The organism is Kocuria sp. UCD-OTCP, from assembly GCF_000349605.1.
GTDB lineage: Bacteria > Actinomycetota > Actinomycetes > Actinomycetales > Micrococcaceae > Kocuria > Kocuria rosea.
The window spans coordinates 123513-145976 of record NZ_KB714683.1 but is presented as its reverse complement, the minus strand read 5'-3'; the positions used below and the strand labels follow the sequence as shown (position 1 = coordinate 145976).

The 22464-nt window shown below is 72.3% G+C and carries 16 protein-coding genes; 13 read left to right on the top strand and 3 right to left on the bottom strand.

Translation table 11 applies throughout. The annotated features are described in order from the left end of the window. Positions 1 to 42: 42 nt before the first annotated feature. Positions 43 to 816: an IclR family transcriptional regulator gene (locus tag H488_RS34290; protein ID WP_031283722.1), complete on the bottom strand. Its 774-nt coding sequence runs from the start codon at positions 814 to 816 to the stop codon at positions 43 to 45. A gap of 183 nt (positions 817 to 999) precedes the next feature. On the opposite strand from H488_RS34290, the gene H488_RS34285 reads away from it, so the two are divergent. From H488_RS34285 to H488_RS34240, 10 genes are all read left to right on the top strand, one after another. Continuing rightward, positions 1000 to 2415: an NAD-dependent malic enzyme gene (locus H488_RS34285; protein ID WP_031283721.1), complete on the top strand. Its 1416-nt coding sequence runs from the start codon at positions 1000 to 1002 to the stop codon at positions 2413 to 2415. 91 nt (positions 2416 to 2506) lie between these two features. Then, the gene (aceB, locus tag H488_RS34280; RefSeq protein ID WP_017834771.1) at positions 2507 to 4135 is read left to right on the top strand and encodes a malate synthase A; all 1629 of its coding nucleotides are present in this window, start codon (positions 2507 to 2509) and stop codon (positions 4133 to 4135) included. After that, positions 4132 to 5478 (top strand): DUF6986 family protein, encoded by a 1347-nt coding sequence (locus H488_RS34275; RefSeq protein WP_017834770.1) that lies wholly within the window; start codon positions 4132 to 4134, stop codon positions 5476 to 5478. The genes aceB and H488_RS34275 overlap by 4 nt, the downstream gene beginning before the upstream one ends. After that, a complete protein-coding gene (locus H488_RS34270; RefSeq protein ID WP_017834769.1) occupies positions 5475 to 6296 on the top strand; it encodes a bifunctional allantoicase/(S)-ureidoglycine aminohydrolase in 822 nt (273 codons plus the stop codon). Before H488_RS34275 ends, H488_RS34270 begins: the two co-directional genes overlap by 4 nt. Before the next feature lie 232 nt (positions 6297 to 6528). Beyond that, positions 6529 to 7335, top strand: a complete 807-nt coding sequence (locus tag H488_RS34265) for a hydroxypyruvate isomerase family protein (RefSeq protein WP_017834768.1) — start codon at positions 6529 to 6531, stop codon at positions 7333 to 7335. Between the two features lie 76 nt (positions 7336 to 7411). Continuing rightward, positions 7412 to 8296: a 2-hydroxy-3-oxopropionate reductase gene (locus H488_RS34260; protein ID WP_017834767.1), complete on the top strand. Its 885-nt coding sequence runs from the start codon at positions 7412 to 7414 to the stop codon at positions 8294 to 8296. A 59-nt stretch (positions 8297 to 8355) separates the two neighbouring features. Further along, a complete protein-coding gene (gcl, locus tag H488_RS34255) occupies positions 8356 to 10131 on the top strand; it encodes a glyoxylate carboligase (RefSeq protein ID WP_031283718.1) in 1776 nt (591 codons plus the stop codon). 32 nt (positions 10132 to 10163) lie between these two features. Next, the gene (locus tag H488_RS34250; RefSeq protein ID WP_017834765.1) at positions 10164 to 11330 is read left to right on the top strand and encodes a glycerate kinase; all 1167 of its coding nucleotides are present in this window, start codon (positions 10164 to 10166) and stop codon (positions 11328 to 11330) included. Positions 11331 to 11710: 380 nt separating this feature from the next. Next, positions 11711 to 13114, top strand: coding sequence for an allantoinase AllB (allB, locus tag H488_RS0119160; protein WP_081615858.1), 1404 nt, complete (start codon positions 11711 to 11713; stop codon positions 13112 to 13114). Between the two features lie 204 nt (positions 13115 to 13318). After that, entirely contained in the window at positions 13319 to 14704 is a 1386-nt protein-coding gene (locus H488_RS34240; protein WP_017834763.1) for an 8-oxoguanine deaminase, read from the top strand. A gap of 195 nt (positions 14705 to 14899) precedes the next feature. On the opposite strand, the gene H488_RS34235 is transcribed toward H488_RS34240, so the two are convergent. Beyond that, on the bottom strand, positions 14900 to 16531 hold the full coding sequence (locus H488_RS34235) for a nucleobase:cation symporter-2 family protein (protein WP_017834762.1): 1632 nt from the start codon (positions 16529 to 16531) through the stop codon (positions 14900 to 14902). Positions 16532 to 16687: 156 nt separating this feature from the next. Further along, positions 16688 to 17185, bottom strand: a complete 498-nt coding sequence (locus H488_RS34230) for a nucleoside deaminase (RefSeq protein WP_017834761.1) — start codon at positions 17183 to 17185, stop codon at positions 16688 to 16690. A 397-nt stretch (positions 17186 to 17582) separates the two neighbouring features. Between H488_RS34230 and H488_RS34225 the strand changes: the two genes are divergently transcribed. From H488_RS34225 to xdhC, 3 genes are read left to right on the top strand one after another with little or no spacing between them, the layout of a single operon-like run. Beyond that, positions 17583 to 19094, top strand: a complete 1512-nt coding sequence (locus tag H488_RS34225; RefSeq protein WP_017834760.1) for a xanthine dehydrogenase small subunit — start codon at positions 17583 to 17585, stop codon at positions 19092 to 19094. Next, on the top strand, positions 19091 to 21475 hold the full coding sequence (gene xdhB, locus H488_RS34220; RefSeq protein ID WP_017834759.1) for a xanthine dehydrogenase molybdopterin binding subunit: 2385 nt from the start codon (positions 19091 to 19093) through the stop codon (positions 21473 to 21475). Before H488_RS34225 ends, xdhB begins: the two co-directional genes overlap by 4 nt. Before the next feature lies 1 nt (position 21476). Then, positions 21477 to 22331 carry a xanthine dehydrogenase accessory protein XdhC gene (gene xdhC / locus H488_RS34215; protein WP_017834758.1) on the top strand — a complete coding sequence of 285 codons (855 nt, stop codon included), beginning with the start codon at positions 21477 to 21479 and terminating at the stop codon, positions 22329 to 22331. The last annotated feature ends 133 nt before the right edge of the window (positions 22332 to 22464 follow it).

Below are 22464 nucleotides of genomic sequence, written 5' to 3'. Positions count from 1 at the left end.
CGAGGTGTNCAGGACTTCTACAAAAACTGTTCGAAAACGAAGTCAGGCCGTGACGGGCATCAGCTCGGCGGCGATCGCCTCGGCCGCTCGGCGCAGCACGGGCACGGCCCGGCGGCCGAACTCCTCGTCCACCCGGGACACCGGTCCGGAGACGGAGATCGCCGTGGGGGTCGGCGCCCCGGGCACGGCCATCGCGTAGCAGCGCACGCCGAGCTCGGTCTCCTCGTCGTCGATCGCGTAACCGCGCTCCCGGATCCGGTCGAGGTCCGCGAACAGCTCCTCGAGGGTCCCGATGCTCTTGGGCGTGGGCGTGGCCATGCCCGCCGCGCCCACGATGGCACGGACCCGTTCGTCCGGCAGGGTGGCGAGCATGGCCTTGCCCACACCGGTGTCGTGGGTGTCGGCCCGGCGGCCCACCTCCGTGAACATGCGCATGGACCGGTTGGACTGGGCCTGGGCGATGTAGACGACCTCATGGCCGTCGAGCACGGCCATGTTCGCCGACTCGCCGAGCTCGGCCACCAGCTCGTCCAGACGCGAACGGGCCGCCGAACCGAACTGCCGCCCGGCGGCCTCCCCCAGCAGGATCAGCCGCGGCCCCAGCGCGTAGTTGCGGTTGGGGAGCTGACGGACGTAGCCGGAGGGCACCAGCGTGCGCAGCAACCGGTGGATGGTGGGCAGCGGAAGCTTCACAGCGGCGGAGAGCTCGCTGAGCGACATCTCCCCACCGGCCGCGGTGATCACCTCGAGGAGCTCGAAAACGCGTTCCACCGATTGCACCCCGCCCGAACCGGCTCGTGTGGTCGTCGTGGTCATGGCCATCTCCCGTCGGTACAGCCCGGCCGCCTCGTGCGCCGGGCGAGATCTCGGTGGCCGGATCCGTGACAGGTGTCACGAAAGATCCTTGCCAACCTCGGCTGGCTCCCATAATATCCATAATACGAAAGTTTCATTCCACGATGCGACTGAAATGGTCGCACCACAGCCCCTGGAGGAACCATGGCCACGCCCAGTCCCGGATACTCGATGATCCTGCGTGTGGAGGCCCCGGCAGGCCTCACCGTCACCAGCGAGCTCGCCGCCGCCGCCGCTCGGGCCGGCGCGGCCGTGACCGCCCTCGACATCGTGGAGTCCCACGCAGACCACGTCGTCGTCGACGTCAGCTGCAACGTCTCCGACGCTTCCCACCGCGACGAGGTGCGCGACTCCCTCGAGGCGCTCGACGGCGTCCGTGTGCGCAAGATCAGCGACCGCACGTTCCTGATCCACCTCGGCGGCAAGATCGAGGTCACCCCCCGCGTCTCGCTGCGCAACCGTGACGACCTCTCCCGCGCCTACACCCCCGGCGTGGCCCGGGTCTGCATGGCCATCCACGACAACCCCGAGGACGCCCGGCGGCTGACGATCAAGCGCAACACGGTGGCCGTGGTCACCGACGGCACCGCGGTGCTCGGCCTGGGCGACATCGGCCCGGCCGCCGCCCTGCCGGTCATGGAGGGCAAGGCCGCCCTGTTCAAGGCGTTCGCCGGCGTGGACGCGTGGCCGGTCTGCCTCGACACGACGGACACCGACGAGATCGTGCGCATCGTCAAGGCCATGGCGCCTGTCTACGGCGGGATCAACCTCGAGGACATCGCGGCCCCGCGCTGCTTCGAGATCGAGGCCCGGCTCCGCGAGGAGCTCGACATCCCGGTCTTCCACGACGACCAGCACGGCACCGCGATCGTGGCCCTGGCCGCGCTGTTCAACGCCCTGCGCGTGGTGGACAAGCAGATCGGCGACATCAAGGTCGTGGTCTCCGGGGTGGGCGCCGCAGGGCACGCCATCATCCAGCTCCTCAAGGCCCAGGGAGTGCAGGACATCATCGCCTGCTCCCGCAAGGGCGCGATCCACCGCGGGGAGAGCTACGACGACCCGCACCGGCAGTGGATCGCCGAGAACACCAACGAGACCGGGTTCTCCGGCTCGCTCAAGGAGGCCGTGGTGGGCAGCGACGTCTTCATCGGCGTCTCCGCCCCCGACCTGCTCGACGGGGCCGACGTGGCCGCCATGAACGACCGCGCGATCGTCTTCGCCATGGCCAACCCCGACCCCGAGATCGATCCCGGCGTCGCCGCGGAGCACGCCGCGGTGGTCGCGACCGGCCGCTCGGACTTCCCGAACCAGATCAACAACGTCCTGGCCTTCCCGGGCCTGTTCCGCGGCCTGCTCGACGCCGGGGCATCCGACATCACCACCGACATGCTGGTCGCCGCCGCGCAGGCCATCGCCGACTGCGTGGCCGAGGACGAGCTCAACGCGAGCTACATCGTCCCCAGTGTCTTCGACCAGCACGTGGCACCGGCCGTGGCCGAGGCCGTGCAGCAGGCGGCCCAGCAGGACACCCGTCAGCTCGCACCGGTGGCCGCCCGCTAGCAGCGCGGCACCGAGTCCGCACCACCGGGCGTCGCCGCCCGGCACCACGGGCGGCGACGCCCACCGAACCCAGCACCGAACGGAGACCACCATGGCCATCGAGTTCACCACCCCCGCCGGCCTGGACCGCGCGAGCGAGATCCTCACCGCCGAGGCCCTCTCCTTCGTGGAGGCCCTGCACCACCACTTCGCCGACCGCCGCGCCGAGCTGCTCGGCGCCCGGGAGCAGAACCGCCGCCGGGCCGCCGAGACCGGCACCCTGGACTTCCTCCCGGAGACCCGGGAGATCCGTGAGGGGGACTGGACGGTCGCCCCGGCGCCGCCGGCCCTGCAGGACCGCCGGGTCGAGATGACCGGGCCCGCCTCGCCGGCCAAGATGGCGATCAACGCGCTGAACTCCGGGGCCAAGGTGTGGCTCGCCGATCTCGAGGACGCCTCGAGCCCCACCTGGCACAACCAGGTGGACGGCGTCCTCAACCTGCGCGACGCCGCCCGGGGCACCCTGAGCTTCACGTCCCCGGAGGGCAAGCAGTACGCCCTGCGCCAGGACGCCCCGCTCGCCGTGGTGGTCACCCGGCCCCGCGGCTGGCACCTGCCCGAGCACAACGTCACGGTGGACGGGCAGCCGGCCTCCGGCGCGCTCGTGGACTTCGGCCTGCACTTCTTCCACACCGCGAAGCTCCTGCTGGCCAACGGGCACGGACCGTACTACTACCTGCCGAAGCTGGAGTCCCACCTCGAGGCCCGGCTGTGGAACGACGTGTTCACGTTCGCCGAGGAGCACCTGGGCATCGAGCACGGCACCGTCCGGGCGACCGTGCTCATCGAGACGATCCCCGCGGCGTTCCAGATGGACGAGATCCTCTGGGAGCTGCGCGAGCACGCCTCGGGGCTCAACGCGGGACGCTGGGACTACCTGTTCAGCATCATCAAGTACTTCCGGGACGCCGGCGAGAAGTTCGTCCTGGCGGACCGCTCCACCATCACCATGACCGCCCCGCTGATGCGGGCCTACACCGAGCTGCTCGTGCGGACCTGTCACCGCCGCGGGGCCTTCGCGATGGGCGGCATGGCCGCGGTCATCCCCAACCGCCGGGACCAGGAGGCCACCGAGGCCGCGTTCGCCAAGGTGCGCGCGGACAAGACCCGCGAGGCCGACGACGGCTTCGACGGCTCCTGGGTGGCCCACCCGGACCTGGTGCCCACCTGCCGCGAGGTCTTCGACGGGGTCCTCGGCGAGAGGCCCAACCAGGTGGACCGGCTGCGCGAGGACGTGCGGGTGAGCGCCGAGCAGCTGCTCGACGTCGCCAGCGCCGGGCGGGTGAGCACCCAGAAGGAGCTCGCGGCCAACCTCTACGTGGCGATCCGCTACACCGCCGTGTGGCTCTCCGGCAACGGGGCCGTGGCCATCCACAACCTCATGGAGGACGCCGCGACCGCCGAGATCTCCCGCTCGCAGATCTGGCAGCAGATCCGCAACGGCGTGGTCTACGAGGACACCGGGAACACCGCGACCCGCGAGCTCGTGGCCGAGGAGCTCCAGCGGCAGAAGGAGGTCCTGCGCGAGGAGGTCGACCCGCAGTCCTACGAGGCGCACTTCGAGCCGGCGGCCGCCCTGATCGCCGATCTGGTGCTGGGCGAGGACTACGTCGACTTCCTCACCCTGCCCGCCTACGAGCTGCTCGAGCAGTCCGACCGCGACCGGGTGGCCACGAAGTGAGCGCCGGCGACCTGGACACCGGGACGCTGGGCACGGCCTTCCGGCAGCGCGCTGCGGAGCGGCTGGCCGGCACCGACGCGCTGCTCCAGCGGTCCTACCCGGGGGACCCCGGTACACGCCAGCCCGTGCACACCGTCTACCTCCCCGCCGACAGCTTCACCCCGGAGACCGCCCGGCAGTGGGGAGAGCGCGCCGCCCGGTCCGTGGCCGGGCTCGGTGCGGCCTCCCTCGCGGAGGAGGTGGCCCCCGAGGGTGCCGACCCTGGTCTGGTCGACCGGGTGGCGCGAGCGGTCGAGCACAAGCTCGCCACCGAGCCCATCGAGGACGTCCGTCTGGACTTCGAGGACGGTTTCGGCGACCGCGGGGACCAGGAGGAGGACGAGTGGGCCGTGCGCGCGGCGCGCACCGTGGCCCTGGCCGTCCGGGAGGGCACCGCGCCGCCGTACATCGGGATCCGCTTCAAGTGCTTCGAGGCCGCCACCCGGGACCGCGGCCTGCGCACGCTCGACCTGTTCGTCACCACCCTGGTGCGCGAGGGCGGGCTGCGGGAGGCCGGGCACAGCGAGGACGGCCTCCCCCGCGGCCTCGTCCTCACCCTGCCCAAGGTGAGCACCACGGAGCAGGTCGACGTCATGGTCGAGGCCTGCGAACAGCTCGAGGCGGGCCTCGGACTGCCGGCCGGGCGGCTGCGGTTCGAGGTGCAGATGGAGACGGCCCCGATGATCCTGGGGACCGACGGCACCTGCCCCATCCCGGCGATGCTCCACCGGACGGACGGACGGGTCGAGGCCCTGCACTACGGGACCTACGACTATTCCGACTCCCTGCAGATCGCCGCCCAGTACCAGTCCATGGAGCACCCGGCCGCCGACCACGCCAAGGCCGTCATGCAGGTCGCCGTGGCCGGCACCGGGGTGCGGCTGTCCGACGGCTCCACGAACATCCTGCCCACCGGGAGCGACCGGCAGAAGCTGGCCGCCTGGCGGCTGCACGCCCGTCTGGTGCGCCGCTCCCTGGAGCGGGGCTACTACCAGGGATGGGACCTGCACGCGCACCAGCTGCCCACCCGCTACCTGGCCACGTACTTCTTCTACCGCGAGGGCTTCCCCGCGGCGGCGCTGCGGCTGAAGAACTACGTGCACGGCATCGAGTCGGAGATCATGGACGAACCGGCCACCGCCCGCGCCCTGGCCCGCTTCGTCCACCGCGGCGTGCTGTGCGGCGCGATCTCCGGGGAGGAGCTCGAGGAGAGCGCCGGCATCGGCGAGCACGAGCTCTTCTCCCTGGCCCACCCCAAGGCCGCGGCACCGGCCGCATCGACCACCGGAGGCGACTTCAGATGACCGAGACCACCTACCACGCGCCGCACGGCGGCCACCCCGACCAGACCCAGCTGCTCACGGACCGGGCGATGTTCACGGAGGCCTACGCGGTGATCCCGCGCGGGACCATGCGGGACATCGTGACCAGCCGGCTCCCGTTCTGGGAGGACACCCGGGTCTGGGTGCTCGCCCGGCCCCTGTCCGGCTTCGCGGAGACCTTCTCGCAGTACATCGTGGAGGTCGGCCCCGGCGGCGGCAGCGACCGGCCCGAGACGGAGGCCGGCGTGGAGGGCGTGCTCTTCCTCATGGAGGGGGCGCTCGTCCTGACCGTCGACGGGGAGGAGCACGAGCTCGTCCCCGGCGGCTATGCCTTCCTCCCGCCGGAGTGCGAGTGGACCGTGCGCAACCGCGGCGGCGAGCCCGCCCGCCTGCACTGGATCCGCAAGGCCTACGAGTACGTGCAGGGCATCGAGGTGCCGGAGCCGTTCGTCACCAACGAGCAGGAGGTCGAGCCGACGGCCATGCCGGGGACCGACGGCAAGTGGGCGACCACGCGCTTCGTGGACCCGGACGACGTCCGGTACGACATGCACGTGACGATCGTGACCTTCGAGCCGGGGGCGGTGATCCCCTTCGCCGAGACCCACGTCATGGAGCACGGGCTCTACGTCCTCGAGGGCAAGGCCGTCTACCGGCTCAACCAGGACTGGGTCGAGGTCGAGGCCGGCGACTTCATGTGGCTGCGGGCGTTCTGCCCCCAGGCCTGCTACGCGGGCGGCCCCGGCCGGTTCCGGTACCTCCTCTACAAGGACGTCAACCGGCAGATGAAGCTGCGCTGACCGGACGGCGATCCCGTCCCCACCGACCGGACCCCGTGCCGCCCTGCCACCGCGGCGGCACGGGGTCCTTCCATGCCATCGGACCACACCCCACAGTTTCCACATCCTGAAATAATTCTTCCAATCAGGGATTGACCTGCGTCACAGGGGATCGTACGCTGTTTCACAAGACAGAAATTGACTTCCACATCTCGAAATACGTGGCGGCCCCGTCCGAACCAGGAGGATCCAGATGTCCTACACCGTGAACTGCTCCATCCTTCTCACCGACCTGCCCCTGCTCGAGCGCCCCGCGGCCGCCAAGGCCGCCGGCTTCGACGCGGTCGAGTTCTGGTGGCCCTTCGCGGAGTCCGTGCCCGCGGACCGCGACGTCGACGCCTTCGTGGACGCGATCCGGGACGCGGGGGTGCAGCTGAGCGGGCTGAACTTCAACGCAGGCGACATGCCGGGCGGAGACCGGGGCCTCGTGTCCTGGAAGGGCCGCTGCGGGGAGTTCAAGGAGAACATCGCCGTGGTCGCCGCCATCGGCGAGCGCACCGGCTGCAAGGCCTTCAACGCGCTCTACGGCAACCGCCGGCCCGAGCACACGCCGGAGGCCCAGGACGAGCTGGCGGTGCGCAATCTCGTGGCCGCCGCCGAGGGCGTGGCGCGCATCGGCGGGACCGTGCTGCTGGAGCCGGTCTCCGGCACCGAGGCCTATCCCCTGAAGACCGCCCAGGACGCCCTCGACGTCATCGCGGAGGTCCGGGCCGCCGGTGCCGACAACATCAGGCTGCTCGCCGACTTCTACCACCTGTCGGTCAACGGTGACGACGTCTCCACGGTCATCGAGAAGCACGCCGCTGACTTCGGCCACATCCAGATCGCCGACGCCCCAGGGCGCAACGAGCCCGGCACCGGCGAGCTCCCGCTCCAGCAGTGGATCGAGCGCAGCCGGGAGCTCGGCTACTCGGGCTACGTGGGCCTCGAGTACAAGGCGTCGCAGCAGGACCCCTTCGCCTGGACCGCCGCGTGGTCCGCGGCCCGCGCCGGCGCCTGACGCCACTCCTCCCCCGCACCTGCCACCACGGCCCGTCGTACGCACCGCACGGGCTCCCACAGTGAGGAATCCCACCATGACCAACGTCACCGTCATCGGACTCGGCATCATGGGCCTGCCCATGGCCAAGAACCTCGTCACGGCCGGCTACGACGTCGTCGGCTTCAACCGTTCGCAGGACAAGATCGACCAGCTCGTCGAGGCCGGCGGCAAGGGCGCGTCCAGCGTGGCCGAGTCCGTCGCGAACGCCGACGTCGTGATCACGATGGTCCCGGACTCCCCGGACGTCGAGGGCGTCGTGACCGGCGAGGACGGCGTCTTCGCCCACGCCGCGCAGGGCACCGTCTGGATCGATGCGAGCTCCATCCGCCCGGACGTGGCCGCGCGCCTGTCCCGGGAGGCCGTCGAGCACGGACTGCGCCCGCTGGACGCCCCGGTCTCCGGCGGGGAACAGGGCGCCATCGACGCCGTGCTCTCGATCATGGTCGGCGGCGAGGCCGCGGACTTCGAGGCCGCCCGCCCGGTGCTCGAGGCCGTCGGGAAGACGATCGTGCACGTGGGCCCCGCCGGCTCCGGGCAGACCGTCAAGGCGGCCAACCAGCTGATCGTGGCCGGCAACATCCAGCTGCTCGCGGAGGCCGTCGTCTTCCTCGAGGCCTACGGCGTGGACACGGACGCCGCGCTGAAGGTCCTCGGGGGCGGCCTGGCCGGTTCCAAGGTCCTGGACCAGAAGGGCCAGAAGATGCTGGACCGCAACTTCGACCCGGGCTTCCGGCTCCAGCTGCACCACAAGGACATGGGCATCGTGACCTCCGCCGCCCGGGAGGCCGGCGTGGCCGTGCCGCTCGGCGCGATCGTCGCCCAGCTCGTGGCCGCCACCGTCAACAAGGGCGACGGCGGACTCGACCACTCGGGTCTCTTCAAGCTCGTCGAGGAGCTCTCCGGCCGCTCGGGCCGCTGACCTTCCCCACCCCACCGCTTCCCGACCCGATCCCGGGTCCTGCTTCCAAGGAGTTCATCATGGCAAGAATGCGCACGGTCGACGCCGTCGTCGCCATCCTCGAGAAGGAGGGCGCCACCGAGGCCTTCGGCCTGCCCGGCGCCGCCATCAACCCGTTCTACTCGGCGATGCGCGCCCACGGCGGCATCCGGCACACCCTCGCCCGGCACGTCGAGGGCGCCTCGCACATGGCCGACGGCTACACCCGGGCCGCCCCCGGCAACATCGGGATCTGCGTGGGGACGTCCGGGCCTGCGGGCACCGACATGATCACCGGCCTCTACGCCGCGTGGGCGGACTCCGTCCCGATCCTGTGCATCACCGGCCAGGCCCCCGTGGCCAAGCTGCACAAGGAGGACTTCCAGGCCGTGGACATCTCCTCGATCGCCGCGCCGGTCACCAAGATGGCCATGACAGTGCTGGAGCCCGGCCAGGTGCCGGGGGCGTTCCAGAAGGCCTTCTACCTCATGCGCTCGGGCCGGCCCGGTCCGGTGCTGCTGGATCTCCCCCTGGACGTCCAGCTCGCCGAGATCGAGTTCGACATCGACGTCTACGAGCCCCTGGCCGTCCACCGCCCCGCAGCGACCCGCGCGCAGGCCGAGAAGGTCCTGGACATGCTCTCCTCCGCGCAGCGTCCGCTCATCGTGGCCGGCGGCGGCATCATCAACGCCGATGCCTCGGCGCAGCTGGTCGAGCTCGCCGAACTGCTGGACGTGCCCGTGATCCCGACCCTCATGGGCTGGGGCGCCATCCCGGACGACCACCCGCTGATGGCCGGGATGGTCGGACTGCAGACCTCCCACCGCTACGGCAACGCGACGTTCCTCGAGTCCGACTTCGTGCTCGGCATCGGCAACCGGTGGGCCAACCGCCACACCGGCGGCCTGGACACCTACACCCGGGGCCGCACGTTCGTGCACATCGACATCGAGCCCACCCAGATCGGACGCGTCTTCTCCCCCGACCTCGGCATCGTCTCCGACGCCGGCGCGGCCCTGGAGATCCTCATCGAGGTCGCCCGGGAGCGGAAGGAGCGGTTCTCCGTGCCGGACTGGTCCGTGTGGGTCAAGGACTGCGCCCAGCGCAAGGGCTCGATGCAGCGCAAGACGCACTTCACGCAGGTCCCGGTCAAGCCGCAGCGCGTCTACGAGGAGATGAACACCGCCTTCGGCACGGACGTCACCTACGTCTCCACGATCGGGCTCTCCCAGATCGCCGGCGGCCAGTTCCTGCACGTGCACGGCCCCCGCCAGTGGATCAACGCCGGCCAGGCCGGCCCGCTGGGCTGGACCGGGCCCGCCGCCCTCGGCGTCGTCCGGGGCAAGCCCGAGGCCACCGTCGTCGCGCTCTCCGGGGACTACGACTTCCAGTTCATGATCGAGGAGCTGGCCGTCGGGGCGCAGTTCAACCTGCCCTATCTCCACGTGGTGGTGAACAACTCGTACCTGGGCCTCATCCGCCAGTCCCAGCGCGGGTTCAAGATGGAGCAGAACGTCTCCCTGGCGTTCGAGAACATCAACTCCCCGGAGACCCAGGGCTACGGCGTGGACCACCTCAAGGTCGTCGAGGGCCTGGGCTGCAAGGCCCTGCGCGTGACCGATCCCGAGAAGCTGCAGGAGGCCTTCGGCCAGGCGCGGGTCCTCCTGGAGAAGCACCAGGTCCCCGTGGTGGTGGAGGTCATACTGGAGAAGGTCACCAACATCTCCATGGGGACCGAGATCGACAACGTGGTCGAGTTCGAGGAGCTCGCCGTCAGCGGCGTGGACGCCCCGACGGCGATCGCCCTGCTCGACTGACCCCCGTCCGCACACAACAGGAGGCACGCCCCGTGCGCATCGTCGTCGCCCCGGACAAGTTCAAGGGTTCGCTGGAAGCCACCGACGTGGTGGAGCACCTCGCGGCGGGCATCCGGTCCGTGGAGCCGTCCGCCACGGTCGTGGCCGTCCCGGTGGCCGACGGCGGCGAGGGCACCCTCGACGCCGCCGTCGGCGCCGGATTCGTCGCCTCCTCCACCACCGTGACCGGTCCCGCCGGGAACCCCGTCGCGGCAGGGTTCGCCCTGCTCGACCGGACCGCGGTGGTGGAGATGGCCCTGGCCTCGGGACTGGCCGCGCTCCCCGTGGACGAGGACGGCGCACCCGTGCTCGACGCCGGGGGCGCCACCAGCCGCGGCACCGGCGAACTGGTCCGCGCCGCCCTCGATGCCGGAGCCACCCGGATCGTCCTGGGGGTGGGCGGCAGCGCCTGCACCGACGGCGGTGCGGGGCTGCTCCAGGGCCTCGGCGCTCGCCTGCTGGACGACGAGGGCGCCGAGCTGGGCCGCGGAGGCGCCGAGCTCGCCCGGCTGGCCCGGGTGGACCTCACCGGGCTGGATCCCCGGGTGCGGGACGCACAGTTCGTCCTGGCCGCGGACGTCGACAACCCCCTCACCGGGACCAACGGTGCGGCGGCCGTGTTCGGCCCGCAGAAGGGCGCCGACCCGGATCTCGTCGCATCCCTCGATGCCGCACTGACGGTCTTCCGGGACCGGCTGGCGGACGCCCTCGGCCCGGCCGCCCTGACGGCGGCCGGGGCCCCCGGCGCCGGAGCCGCCGGCGGCGTGGGCTACGCGGCCCTGGCCGTGCTCGGGGCCCAGCGCCGCCCCGGCATCGACGTGGTCCTGGAGTTCGTGGGGCTCGCCGACCGGATGGCGGGCACCGACCTGGTCGTCACCGGGGAGGGCAGCCTCGACGAGCAGTCGCTCGGCGGGAAGACCCCCATGGGGGTCGCCACCACCGCGCACGCCGCCGGCGTCCCGGTGGTGGCCGTGTGCGGCCGCACCACCCTCGACGAGGAGACCCGCAGGGCCGCCGGTTTCGTGCGCACCTATGCCCTCACCGAGCTCGAGCCGGACCCGCGGGTCAGCATGCGCGAGGCCGGCAGGCTTCTCGAGCAGGTGGGCGCCCGGCTCGCCCTCGAGCTCCCCGCTTTGCTCACGGGGACCCGACCCAACTGATCGATCCGGCGGCCCGCGCGGACGCCGAAGACGAGGAGGAGCTCCGAATGACGGAGAAGAAGACGCCGCAGCGGCCGGGGACCACCGACCGGGGCGGGAAGCAGAGCGACGAGCAGGGGCACCGACCGGATCCGGGTCAACCGTCCGCGGAGCCCGGACAGCGCGCGGACGACGCTTCTGACGCCGCGGGGCGTGCGCAACAGGTGAGTGCGGACCCTGCGGCGATCGCCCGGGAGGACTCCGCCCGCGCGGCCACCAAGCCGGCCGCCGCCCGGAGCGCCTTCGAGACCGAGCAGGCGCACAAGCTGGACGTGAGCCACGACGTCAACGACCCCGAGCGCGTGCGCCGGCTGATCGCCGACTACAAGCGGGAGCACGGGATGCCTGCCGATGCCGCGGAGGCCTCCCGCCCGGCGTCGGGTGACGCCGGCACCGATGCGCACGGCCACCGCGAGTTCGACCTCGTGGTGCGGGGGCAGAACGTCTCCTGCGGGGACCACTTCGCTCCCCGCGAGGTCGGCGTGCGCAACGGCAGGATCGTGGCCATCGAACCCCTCGGCGCCGGCCTGGTCGGCCGCGAGGTCGTGGAGCTGGCCGAGGACGAGCACCTGCTGCCCGGCCTGGTGGACACCCACGTGCACATCAACGAGCCCGGCCGCACCGAGTGGGAGGGTTTCGCCTCCGCCACCCGCGCGGCCGCCGCCGGGGGCGTCACCACGGTCCTGGACATGCCGCTCAACTCGGTCCCGGCGACCGTCAACGTGCCGGCCCTCGAGTACAAGCGCCTCTTCGCCCAGGACAACGTCTTCGTGGACGTCGGCTTCTGGGGCGGGGCGATCCCCGGCAACAAGCCCGACCTGCGCGAGCTGCACGACGACGGCGTCTTCGGCTTCAAGTGCTTCCTGCTGCACTCCGGGGTGGACGAGTTCCCCCATCTGGAGGCCGACGAGATGGAGGAGGACCTCGCCGAGATCAAGACGTTCGACTCGCTGATGATCGTGCACGCCGAGGACTCCCGGGCCATCGACCGTGCCCCGCGGCCCGAGGGGGACGTGTACGAGAACTTCCTGAAGTCCCGCCCGCGCGGCGCCGAGAACCTGGCCATCGCCGAGGTCATCGAGCGCACCCGCTGGACCGGCGCCCGCTCCCACATCCTGCACCTGTCCTCCTCGGACGCTCTGCCCATGCTCGCCACCGCGAAGCGGGACGGCCTGGACATCACGGTGGAGACCTGTCCGCACTACCTCACCCTGCTCGCCGAGGAGGTGCCCAATGGCGCCACCGCCTTCAAGTGCTGCCCGCCCGTGCGGGAGGTCGGCAACCGCGAGCTGCTGTGGGAGGGACTGATCGACGGGACCATCGACTTCATCGTCTCCGACCACTCCCCCTCGACCCTGGACCTCAAGGACCTCGACAACGGCGACTTCGGGGTGGCCTGGGGTGGTGTCTCCTCGCTGCAGCTGGGGCTGTCCCTGATCTGGACGGAAGCCCGGCGCCGCGGAGTGGACCTGGGCCGCGTGGTGGAGTGGATGTCGACGAAGCCGGCCCAGCGGGCCGGCCTGCGCGCCAAGGGCAAGGTCTCCATCGGCTACGACGCCGACCTGGTGGTCTTCGCGCCCGACGACGCCTTCGTCGTGGACGCCGGGAAGCTGCACCACAAGAACCCCATCACCCCGTACCAGGGCAAGGCGCTGTCCGGAAAGGTGCGCAGAACCTATCTGCGGGGCAGCTCCGTGGACTTCCGGACTCCGTCGGGCCGACTGATCCGGCGCGGGGAGAGCTGACCGGACGCCGGACGGGCCCGTCGTCGTCAGGGCCCGGACGGTTGAAGGCCAACATCCGCCGGTGCTACGGTCACCGGGACCGCGGGAGCGGTCTCCTGGATCAGCAGACAGGACCTCACTGAGCTGGCGGCGCCGCGTGCCGCCCTCGGACCACACGAGGCGCACGGCGCCGGTGACGAGACCTGCGACCGATCGGAGAACCCTGTGCGTCCCCACACCTCGAACCCCGGCTCCCACCTGCTGTGGCTGCGCGAGCCCCTGGCCCTGTACACCGGCGAGGACACCTCCGCGGACACGGCCGGCGGTGTCGTGGTGGACACCGCCTCCGGCACCGTGGTGGAGCTGGTCCCGGCCGGCGGAGCTCCGACTGTTCCGTGCGGGGTCCTCGACGCCTGGGAGCACGTGGTGGTGCCCGGGCTGATCAACACGCACCACCACTTCTACCAGACGCTCACGCGCGCCTGGGCGCCCGTGGTCAGCGTCCCCCTGTTCCCGTGGCTGCGGGACCTCTACCCCGTGTGGGCCCGCCTGCGCCCCCGCGACCTGCAGCTCGCGACCACGGTGGCGATGGCGGAGCTGCTGCTCTCGGGCTGCACCACGGCGGCCGACCACCACTACCTGTTCCCCGGCGGCATGGAGCACTCGATCGACGTGCAGGTCGAGGCCGCCCGGAGCCTCGGCATGCGGGCCGTCCTCTCCCGGGGATCCATGAGCCTGGGCGAGCGCGACGGCGGGCTGCCCCCGCAGCAGACGGTGCAGGAGGCGGAGACGATCCTCGCCGACAGCGCACGCCTGGTGGGGACCTACCACGAGCGCGGCGACGGCGCCCGGACCCAGATCGCGCTGGCCCCGTGCTCACCGTTCTCGGTGACGCGGGAGATCATGCGGGACACCGCCGTCCTGGCCGGCGAGCTGGACGTGCGGCTGCACACCCACCTCGCCGAGACCATCGACGAGGAGGACTTCTGCCGGGAGCGCTTCGGGCTGCGGACGGTCGACTACCTCGAGTCCACGGGCTGGCTCACCGACCGGACGTGGCTGGCCCACGGCATCCACTTCGACGACGCCGAGGTGGCCCGCCTGGGCGCGGCCGGGGTGGGCGTGGCCCACTGCCCCACGTCCAACATGCGCCTGGCCTCCGGGATCTGCCGGGCCGTGGAGCTCGAGGAGGCGGGAGCCCCCGTGGGGCTCGGGGTGGACGGGTCCGCCTCCAACGACGCCTCCAATCTGGTGCAGGAGGTCCGGCAGGCCCTGTACGTGCAGCGGCTGCGCTACGGGGCGGAGGCCGTGACCCCGGAGCGGGCCCTCGGCTGGGCGACGCGCGGCTCCGCGCGCCTGCTCGGCCGCCCGGACCTCGGTGTGCTGCGCCCGGGCGCCCAGGCGGACCTCGCGATGTTCCGGCTGGACGGGCTGCGCTTCTCCGGCGCCCACGACCCGCTCTCCGCGCTGCTGCTGTGCGGCGCGGAGCGCGCGGACCGGGTCATGGTGGGCGGGCGCTGGCTCGTGGAGGACGGTGCGATCACCGGTCTGGACGTGGAGGCGCTCACCGCCGAGCACTCCGCGGCGGCCCGCCGCCTGGTGAACGCCTGAAGCTCCCGGCCCCGGCGGGCCCGGCGCCGGCAGACCGGGCCGGGGCGGGGCGCCGCGGCCCGGTGGCAGCGAGCTGATCGGGCCGGCCCGGACACCGTTGCAGGGGCGTTCCCCGCTTCCGCCCGGCGGTGTGCCGGGCGGAGGCGGGGAACGCCCCTGGTCGAGGTTTCGCAGGTGGGGTGCGGGCCCGGGTGCTCAGGCCGTCGCGTCCTTGGCGGCGAGGACCGTCCGGATCTGTCCCGTGTGCGTGATCTCCCCGTCGTCGATCATCCTCCGGACGTCGTCGAAGTGGTGCTCCGCCACGACCGCCACCTCGGCTCCGTCGCTGTCCACCACGGCACCGTCCTGGATCCGGTCGCCCTCCCGCAGGTGCGCCAGGGTGTCCGCCCGGACGACCCGCACCGGCGCCGCCGCCATGACGGACTGGTGCCGGGAGTTTCCGGCGGTCAGCTCGTTGAACAGGAGGTTGAGGGCGATGGCCACGAGTGCTGCGGCGCTGATCCCCGAGCCGAGGATGGTCTGGGTCCAGGACGGGAAGCCGGCGTAGAACTGCGGTGCGGCCACGGGGATGAGGCCGAACGCGAAGGCGACCGCCACGATGACGAGGTTCATGGAGTTGCCGAAGTCCACCTTGGCCAGCGTGCGCACGCCGGAGGAGGCCACCGTGCCGAAGAGCACGATCGACGCGCCGCCGAGGACCGGGGCCGGGATGGCCGCGACGACCTCCCCGATGACGGGGAACAGGCCCAGCCCCACCATGATGACGCCGGCGGCCGTGACCACGAAGCGGCTGCGGACGCCTGTCACCGCCACGAGGCCCACGTTGGCGGCGAAAGCCGTCTGGGTGAACGAGTTGAGCACCGGCGCCGCCGCGGAGGAGAGCATGTCCGCCCGCAGGCCGTTGGCCACGCGCTTCGAGTCGACCTCGGCCCCCGTGATCTCGCCCACCGCGAGGATGTCCGCCGTGGTCTCGGTCATCGTCACGAGCACCACGATGAGCATCGAGATGATCGAGGCGAGCTCGAAGGTCGGGGGCCCGAAGGCCAGGGGCGTCGGGAAGGTGACGATGCCGCCCTCGCCCACACCGGAGAAGTCCACCATCCCCATCGCGTGGGCGATCCCCGTGCCGAGCACGAAGGAGAGCAGGATGGACAGGCGCGAGATCATCCCGACCCCCACCTTGGAGAGCACCAGCACGATGAGCAGGGTGATCCCGGCCAGGGCGAGACTGCGGGGATCGGCGGCTCCGCCGTCCCCGTCCCCGGCGGCCCAGGAGATCGCGACCGGCAGCAGGGAGATGCCGATGACTGTGATCACCGTTCCGGTGACCACCGGCGGGAACAGCCGGAGGACGCGGGAGAACGCGCCCGCGAGCAGGAAGCCCACCACCGAGGAGACGAGCACGGCCCCGAAGATGGTGGTCAGGTCGTTGCCACCGGCCAGGATCGCGAGCATGGGGGCGACCCCGGCGAAGGACACCCCCTGCACGAGCGGCAGCCTGGAGCCGAGGAAGGGCGCCCCGAAGCTCTGCAGGACGGTGGCGACCCCGCCCATGAGCAGGCAGGAGCTGATGAGGAGGGCGATCTCCTCGCCGGAGAGCCCGGCGGCCTGCCCGATGATGAGGGGGACGGCGACGATGGCGCCGTACATGGTGAGGACGTGCTGGAAGCCGTAGGCGGTGGTGCGCCCCAGCGGCAGCCGCTCGTCCTCCGGTCCGGGTGCGGGCGCCGGGCGCGACGGGCGCCCACGGCGGATCGTGCGGGCTGCGGTCGGATGGTCTGCGGTCGCGCGGGCGCCGGTCGGACGGCCGGGTGTGGTCGATGACATGGAAGGTGCCTCCTTCAGCGCGCAGGCGTCGGCTCTGCTGCGCAAGGTCCGGCGATCCTCTGTTTTTCCCGGGCCCGCCCTGTCGGCGGGTCTCCCGTGAAGTGTCCAGATCTGATGGTCCCGGTGGAAGCCGACCGGGGGCGGCGGGCGGTCGGCTCAGTACTCGGTGCGGTGGGCGTTGCCGGCCCACGCCCGGAACGGCTCGGTGCGTGCGTCGAGCGGGACGTGGCGGACCGGCAGGGCCCGGTCACGCTCCGGCGCGCTCCGGGCGAAGAACTCGTAGAACTCGGCGTCGTCGAATCCGCCGGCCGCGGCGTCGTGCCGGTCGGCGGCGAAGTACACCGCGTCCAACCGGGCCCACAGCGAGGCCGAGAGGCACAGCGGGCACGGTTCGCAGCTGGTGTAGAGCACGGCCCCGCTGAGGTCGAAGGTGCCCAGCGCGCGGCAGGCGCTGCGGATCGCCATGACCTCGGCGTGCGCCGTGGGGTCGTGGTCCGCCGTCACACGGTTGACGGCGGGGAACTCCCGCCCGTCCGCGGTCACGACGACGGCCCCGAAGGGTCCGCCGTCGACAGCGGCGTTCTCCGCCGCGAGGTCGACGGCGTGCTGGAGGTGGGTCTGGAGGTGCGTGGTCTCTTCGTGAACGGTCGACATGCTGCTCAGGTCCTCACGGATCGTGGGGGGACCCGGGGAACGGCTGATGTCCGTCGGCGGGCCCACCCGGCTGTCAGATCATGCCCGGTAGATAGTCCCGATCGAGCGGGACCCGCCTGTGGCTGAGGCCAACGTAGAGCAGTTGGACGTGAGGTACAACACATTGTGGAAGAATTCTTCCAGATCCGCCGTGGCCCGGTCGTGGCGCCCGAACTCTTGCGGCCCCGTCACGGCGTGGTTATGGTGTGACTCAGCCTACGGCGGGTCCTGAAGCGGACTATCTACCGGGCGAGCAACGACGAATCGCGCTGGTCCGCCGCCAGAGAGCTCCCGGTACCCCCGGGGAACCACCTGACTCCAGGTCGCGGCCAGTGGCATGCACCGAGGAGCAGCAGGCATGAGCGACATCCGAGTGACGGTCAACGGTCGTACCCGGAGCTGTGACGGGCTCGGCCCGCACACCCGGCTGCTGGACTGGCTGCGCGGCGAGGGCCTGACCGGGGCCAAGGAAGGCTGCGCCGAGGGCGAGTGCGGTGCCTGCGCGGTGCTGGTCGCCCGGCCGGACGGGGAAGGGCGCAGTCGGTGGACCGCCGTGAACGCGTGCCTGCCCCCCGCCGTCGCCTTCGATGGCCAGGAGGTCGTCACCGCCGAGGGGCTCGGGTCCGCCCCCGGGGCCGGCGCGCCCGCGGCGCTGCACCCCGTCCAGCAGGAGATGGCGTTCCGGGGAGGCTCCCAGTGCGGCTACTGCACGCCGGGGTTCGTCTGCGCCATGGCCGCCGAGTACTACCGCCCCGAGCGCGGCACCTCCGGCGCGGCCGACGAGGCGCAGACCGGCACCGCGGTCACCGGCGAGGAGCACGCGGCCGATCACGAGTGCGGGCCCAACGGGTTCGACCTGCACGCCCTGAGCGGCAACCTCTGCCGCTGCACCGGCTACCGGCCCATCCGCGACGCCGCCTACGCCCTGGGGGCTCCGGCCGACGCCGACCCCCTGCTCCGGCGCCAGGAGCGGCCCGCGCAGCCCGCCCCGCCCACCCAGGTGGAGGCCGACGGCGCACGGTTCGTCCGTCCCGGCTCCCTGGACGAGCTCTTCGAGCACCTCGAGCGCGAATCGGGGGCCCAGCTGATCTCCGGTTCGACGGACGCGGGCGTGGAGGTCAACATCCGCCACACCCGTCCGCCGCTCTCCCTCGCCGTGGACCGGCTCGAGGAGCTGCGCACGCTCGCGGTGGGACAGGATCGGATCGAGATCGGTGCGGCCCTGAGCCTGTCCGAGGTCGAGCGCGGCCTCGCCGGACGGGTGCCCCTGCTCGACCAGCTCTTCCCGCAGTTCGCCTCCCGCCTGATCCGCAACGCCGCGACGTTCGGCGGCAACCTCGGCACCGGATCGCCCATCGGGGACTCGGCCCCGGCCCTGCTGGCCCTGGGCGCGTCCGTGGTGCTGGCCTCCGCCGGGGGCGAGCGCGAGGTGCCCCTGGACGAGTACTACACGGGGTACCGGCGCAGCGTCCGCCGCCCCGGGGAGATCATCCGCGCCGTGCGGATCCCGCTGCCTCTCGCCCGGCACAGCGGGTTCCACAAGATCGCCAAGCGGCGCTTCGACGACATCTCCAGCGTGGCCGTCGGCATCGCCGTGCAGGTGGACGCCGGGACGGTCTCGTCCGCGCGGATCGGCCTGGGCGGCGTGGCGGCCACCCCGATCCGGGCGCACGGCGCGGAGCGCCTCCTCGACGGGGCGCCGTGGAACCGCGACACGGTCGTCGCCGCGGCGGCCGCGCTGGCCGGGGAGGGCACCCCGATCGACGACCACCGGGCCAGCGCCCGCTACCGCTCGGCCATGCTCGAGCAGGCCCTGCTCAAGTTCTGGGCGCAGCACGCGCCCGCCCCCGATCTGGAGGTGTCCCGTTGAAGTCCCTCGCCGACCGCCCCGTCGACCCCGTGGTGGGCGTGCCCGTCCCGCACGAGAGCGCCGCGCTGCACGTCACCGGCACGGCCCTGTACACCGACGACCTCATCGTGCGCCACCAGGACGTGCTGCACGCCTGGCCCGTGCAGGCCCCGCACGCCCACGCCCGCGTGCAGGACCTGCGCACCGCCCCGGCCCTGGCGGTCCCCGGGGTGGTCCGGGTCCTCACCGCGGCGGACGTGCCCGGGGTCAACGACGCCGGCACCAAGCACGACGAGCCGCTGTTCCCCGCCGAGGTCATGTTCTACGGGCACGCCGTGTGCTGGGTGCTGGGCGAGACCCAGGAGGCCGCCCGGCTGGGCGCGGACGCCGTCGAGGTCGACTACGAGCCGCTGCCGTCGCTGGTCACCGTGGCGGAGGCCGTCGAGGCCGGCAGCTTCCAGGGCGGTCAGCCCACCGTCAGCCGCGGGGACACGGGCACGGCGCTGGCCGGCTCCGCCCACCGCTTCAGCGGGGAGTTCGAGTTCGGCGGCCAGGAGCACTTCTACCTGGAGACCCACGCCTCCTTCGCCTACGTGGACGAGGGCGGGCAGGTCCTGGTGCACTGCAGCACCCAGCACCCCACGGAGACCCAGGAGATCGTCGCCCACGTCCTGGGTCTGCACAGCCACGAGGTCACCGTGCAGTGCCTGCGCATGGGCGGTGGGTTCGGCGGCAAGGAGATGCAGCCGCACGGCTACGCCGCCGTCGCCGCCCTCGGCTCGGTGCTGACGGGCCGGCCGGTGCGGCTGCGGCTCAACCGCACCCAGGACCTCACCATGTCCGGCAAGCGTCATCCGTACCACGCCCGGTGGGAGGCCGGCTTCGACGAGGGCGGTCACCTGCAGGCCCTGGAGGCCACCGTCACCAGCGACGGCGGGTGGAGCCTGGACCTCTCCGAGCCCGTGCTGCAGCGCACGCTGTGCCACATCGACAACGCCTACTGGATCCCGCACGTGCAGGTCCACGGCCGGATCGCACGGACCCACAAGACCTCCCAGACCGCGTTCCGCGGCTTCGGCGGCCCGCAGGGCATGCTGGTGATCGAGGAGGTCATGGGCCGCTGCGCCCCGTTGCTCGGCCTGGACCCCACGGAGCTGCGCCACCGCAACCTCTACGTCCCCGGCCAGACCACGCCCTACGGCCAGCCCGTCCGGCACGCCGAGCGGCTGCGCACCATCTGGACCCAGCTGCTCGACCGGGCCGAGGTCGAGCGCCGCCGCGAGGAGATCGCCGCCTTCAACGCCGCCCACCCCGACACCAAGCGGGCGCTGGCGGTCACCCCGGTCAAGTTCGGCATCTCGTTCAACCTCACGGCCTTCAACCAGGCCGGCGCCCTCGTGCACGTCTACAAGGACGGGTCCGTGCTCATCAACCACGGCGGCACCGAGATGGGACAGGGGCTGCACACCAAGATGCGCCAGGTCGCGGCCACGGCCCTGGGCGTGCCCATGGAGACCGTCCGGCTCGCGCCCACCCGCACGGACAAGGTGCCCAACACCTCCGCGACGGCCGCCAGCTCCGGGGCGGACCTCAACGGCGGGGCCGTGAAGAACGCCTGCGAGCAGATCCGCGACCGGCTGGCCGAGGTCGCCGCCCGCAAGTTCGACATCCACCCCGATGACGTCCGGTTCGTCGACGGCACGGTCACCGGGATCGGCTTCCATGACCGGCAGATGTCCTTCGCCGAGCTCGCCCACGACGCCTACTTCCAGCGGATCTCGCTGTGGGCCGCCGGGTACTACCGGACCGAGGGGCTGCACTGGGACGGCGCCCGGATGCAGGGCGAGCCGTTCAAGTACTTCTCCTACGGCGCCTCCGTCTCCGAGGTGGAGGTCGACGGCTTCACCGGCGCGTACCGGCTGCTGCGCACCGACATCGTCCACGACGTGGGCGACAGCCTCTCCCCGCTGATCGACGTGGGGCAGATCGAGGGCGGGTTCGTCCAGGGCGCCGGCTGGCTCACGCTCGAGGAGCTGCGCTGGGACGAGTCCGACGGGCCGCACCGGGGCCGGTTGGCGACCCAGGCGGCGAGCACCTACAAGCTGCCGAGCTTCTCGGAGATGCCCGAGGAGTTCAACGTGCACCTCTTCGAGGAGGCCACCGAGAGCGGCGTCGTCTACGGCTCCAAGGCCGTGGGGGAGCCGCCGCTCATGCTGGCCTTCAGCGTGCGCGAGGCGCTGCGGGAGGCCGCGGCCGCGTTCGGGCCGGGCGGGCGGAGCACCGAGCTCGCGAGCCCCGCCACCCCGGAGGCCGTGTTCTGGGCGGTCCAGGAGGCGCGCCGCGCCCTGCCCGTGGCGGACGTCGCCGCCTCGGCCGCTCCGGCCGCTCCGGCGGCGCGCTGACGTGGACTGGCTGGACGCGCTGCAGCACCTGCGCGCGGCGGGCGCACCGGGGGTGCTCGCCACCGTCACGGAGGTGCGCGGGCACGCCCCCCGGGAGGCGGGGGCCAAGATGGTCGTGGCCGAGACGGACACGTGGGACACCGTGGGCGGAGGCAACCTCGAGGCCACGGTGGTCGAGCGGGCGCGGGTCCTCCTCGCCACTGGGGCCACGGTCCCGGAGACGCTGACCTTCGCGCTCAACGAGCACGCTCCCGTGGAGCACGGGCGGCAGTGCTGCGGGGGCGTGGTCAACGTTCTGCTCGAGCCCCAGGGCGCCCGGCCGGCGGTGGCGGTGTTTGGCATGGGGCACGTGGGACACGAGCTCGCGCGGGTGCTGTCCCGGCTGCCCCTGCACCTGCACCTGGTGGACAGCCGCGAGAGCCAGCTGGACGCCTCCCGGCTCGCCGACGTCACCGACGGGACCGCGCAGGTCCACCTCCACCACAGCCCCGTCCCCGAGAACGTCCTGGCCGGGCTGCCGGCCGGGGCGCACGTGCTGATCATGAGCCACGACCACGCCGAGGACTTCGTGCTGTGCGACGCCGCGCTGCGCCGGGACGACCTCGGCAGCGTGGGCCTGATCGGCTCCCGGGCCAAGTGGTCGAGGTTCCGGGCGCGGCTGCGGGCGGAGGGGCACTCCGACGCCGCGCTGGAGCGCATCGCGTGTCCCATCGGGCTCCCCGGCATCCCGGGCAAGGCCCCGGCGGTGATCGCCATCAGCGTCGCCGCCGACCTGCTCGGGCGGTTCGGTGCCGCCGCGGCTCCGGCGCCCCCCGGCCGCCGGGGGCCGGGGACGACCACCGAGGCGGTGACATGAGCGTTTCCCTGGGACTGCCGCGGCTGCGCGACACCGGTCCGGGCCCCAGCGGCGCCCCGGCCGGGGCCGGGCTGATGGACCGCCACGGCCGCCGCGCCACCGACCTGCGCCTGTCGGTGATCGACAAGTGCAA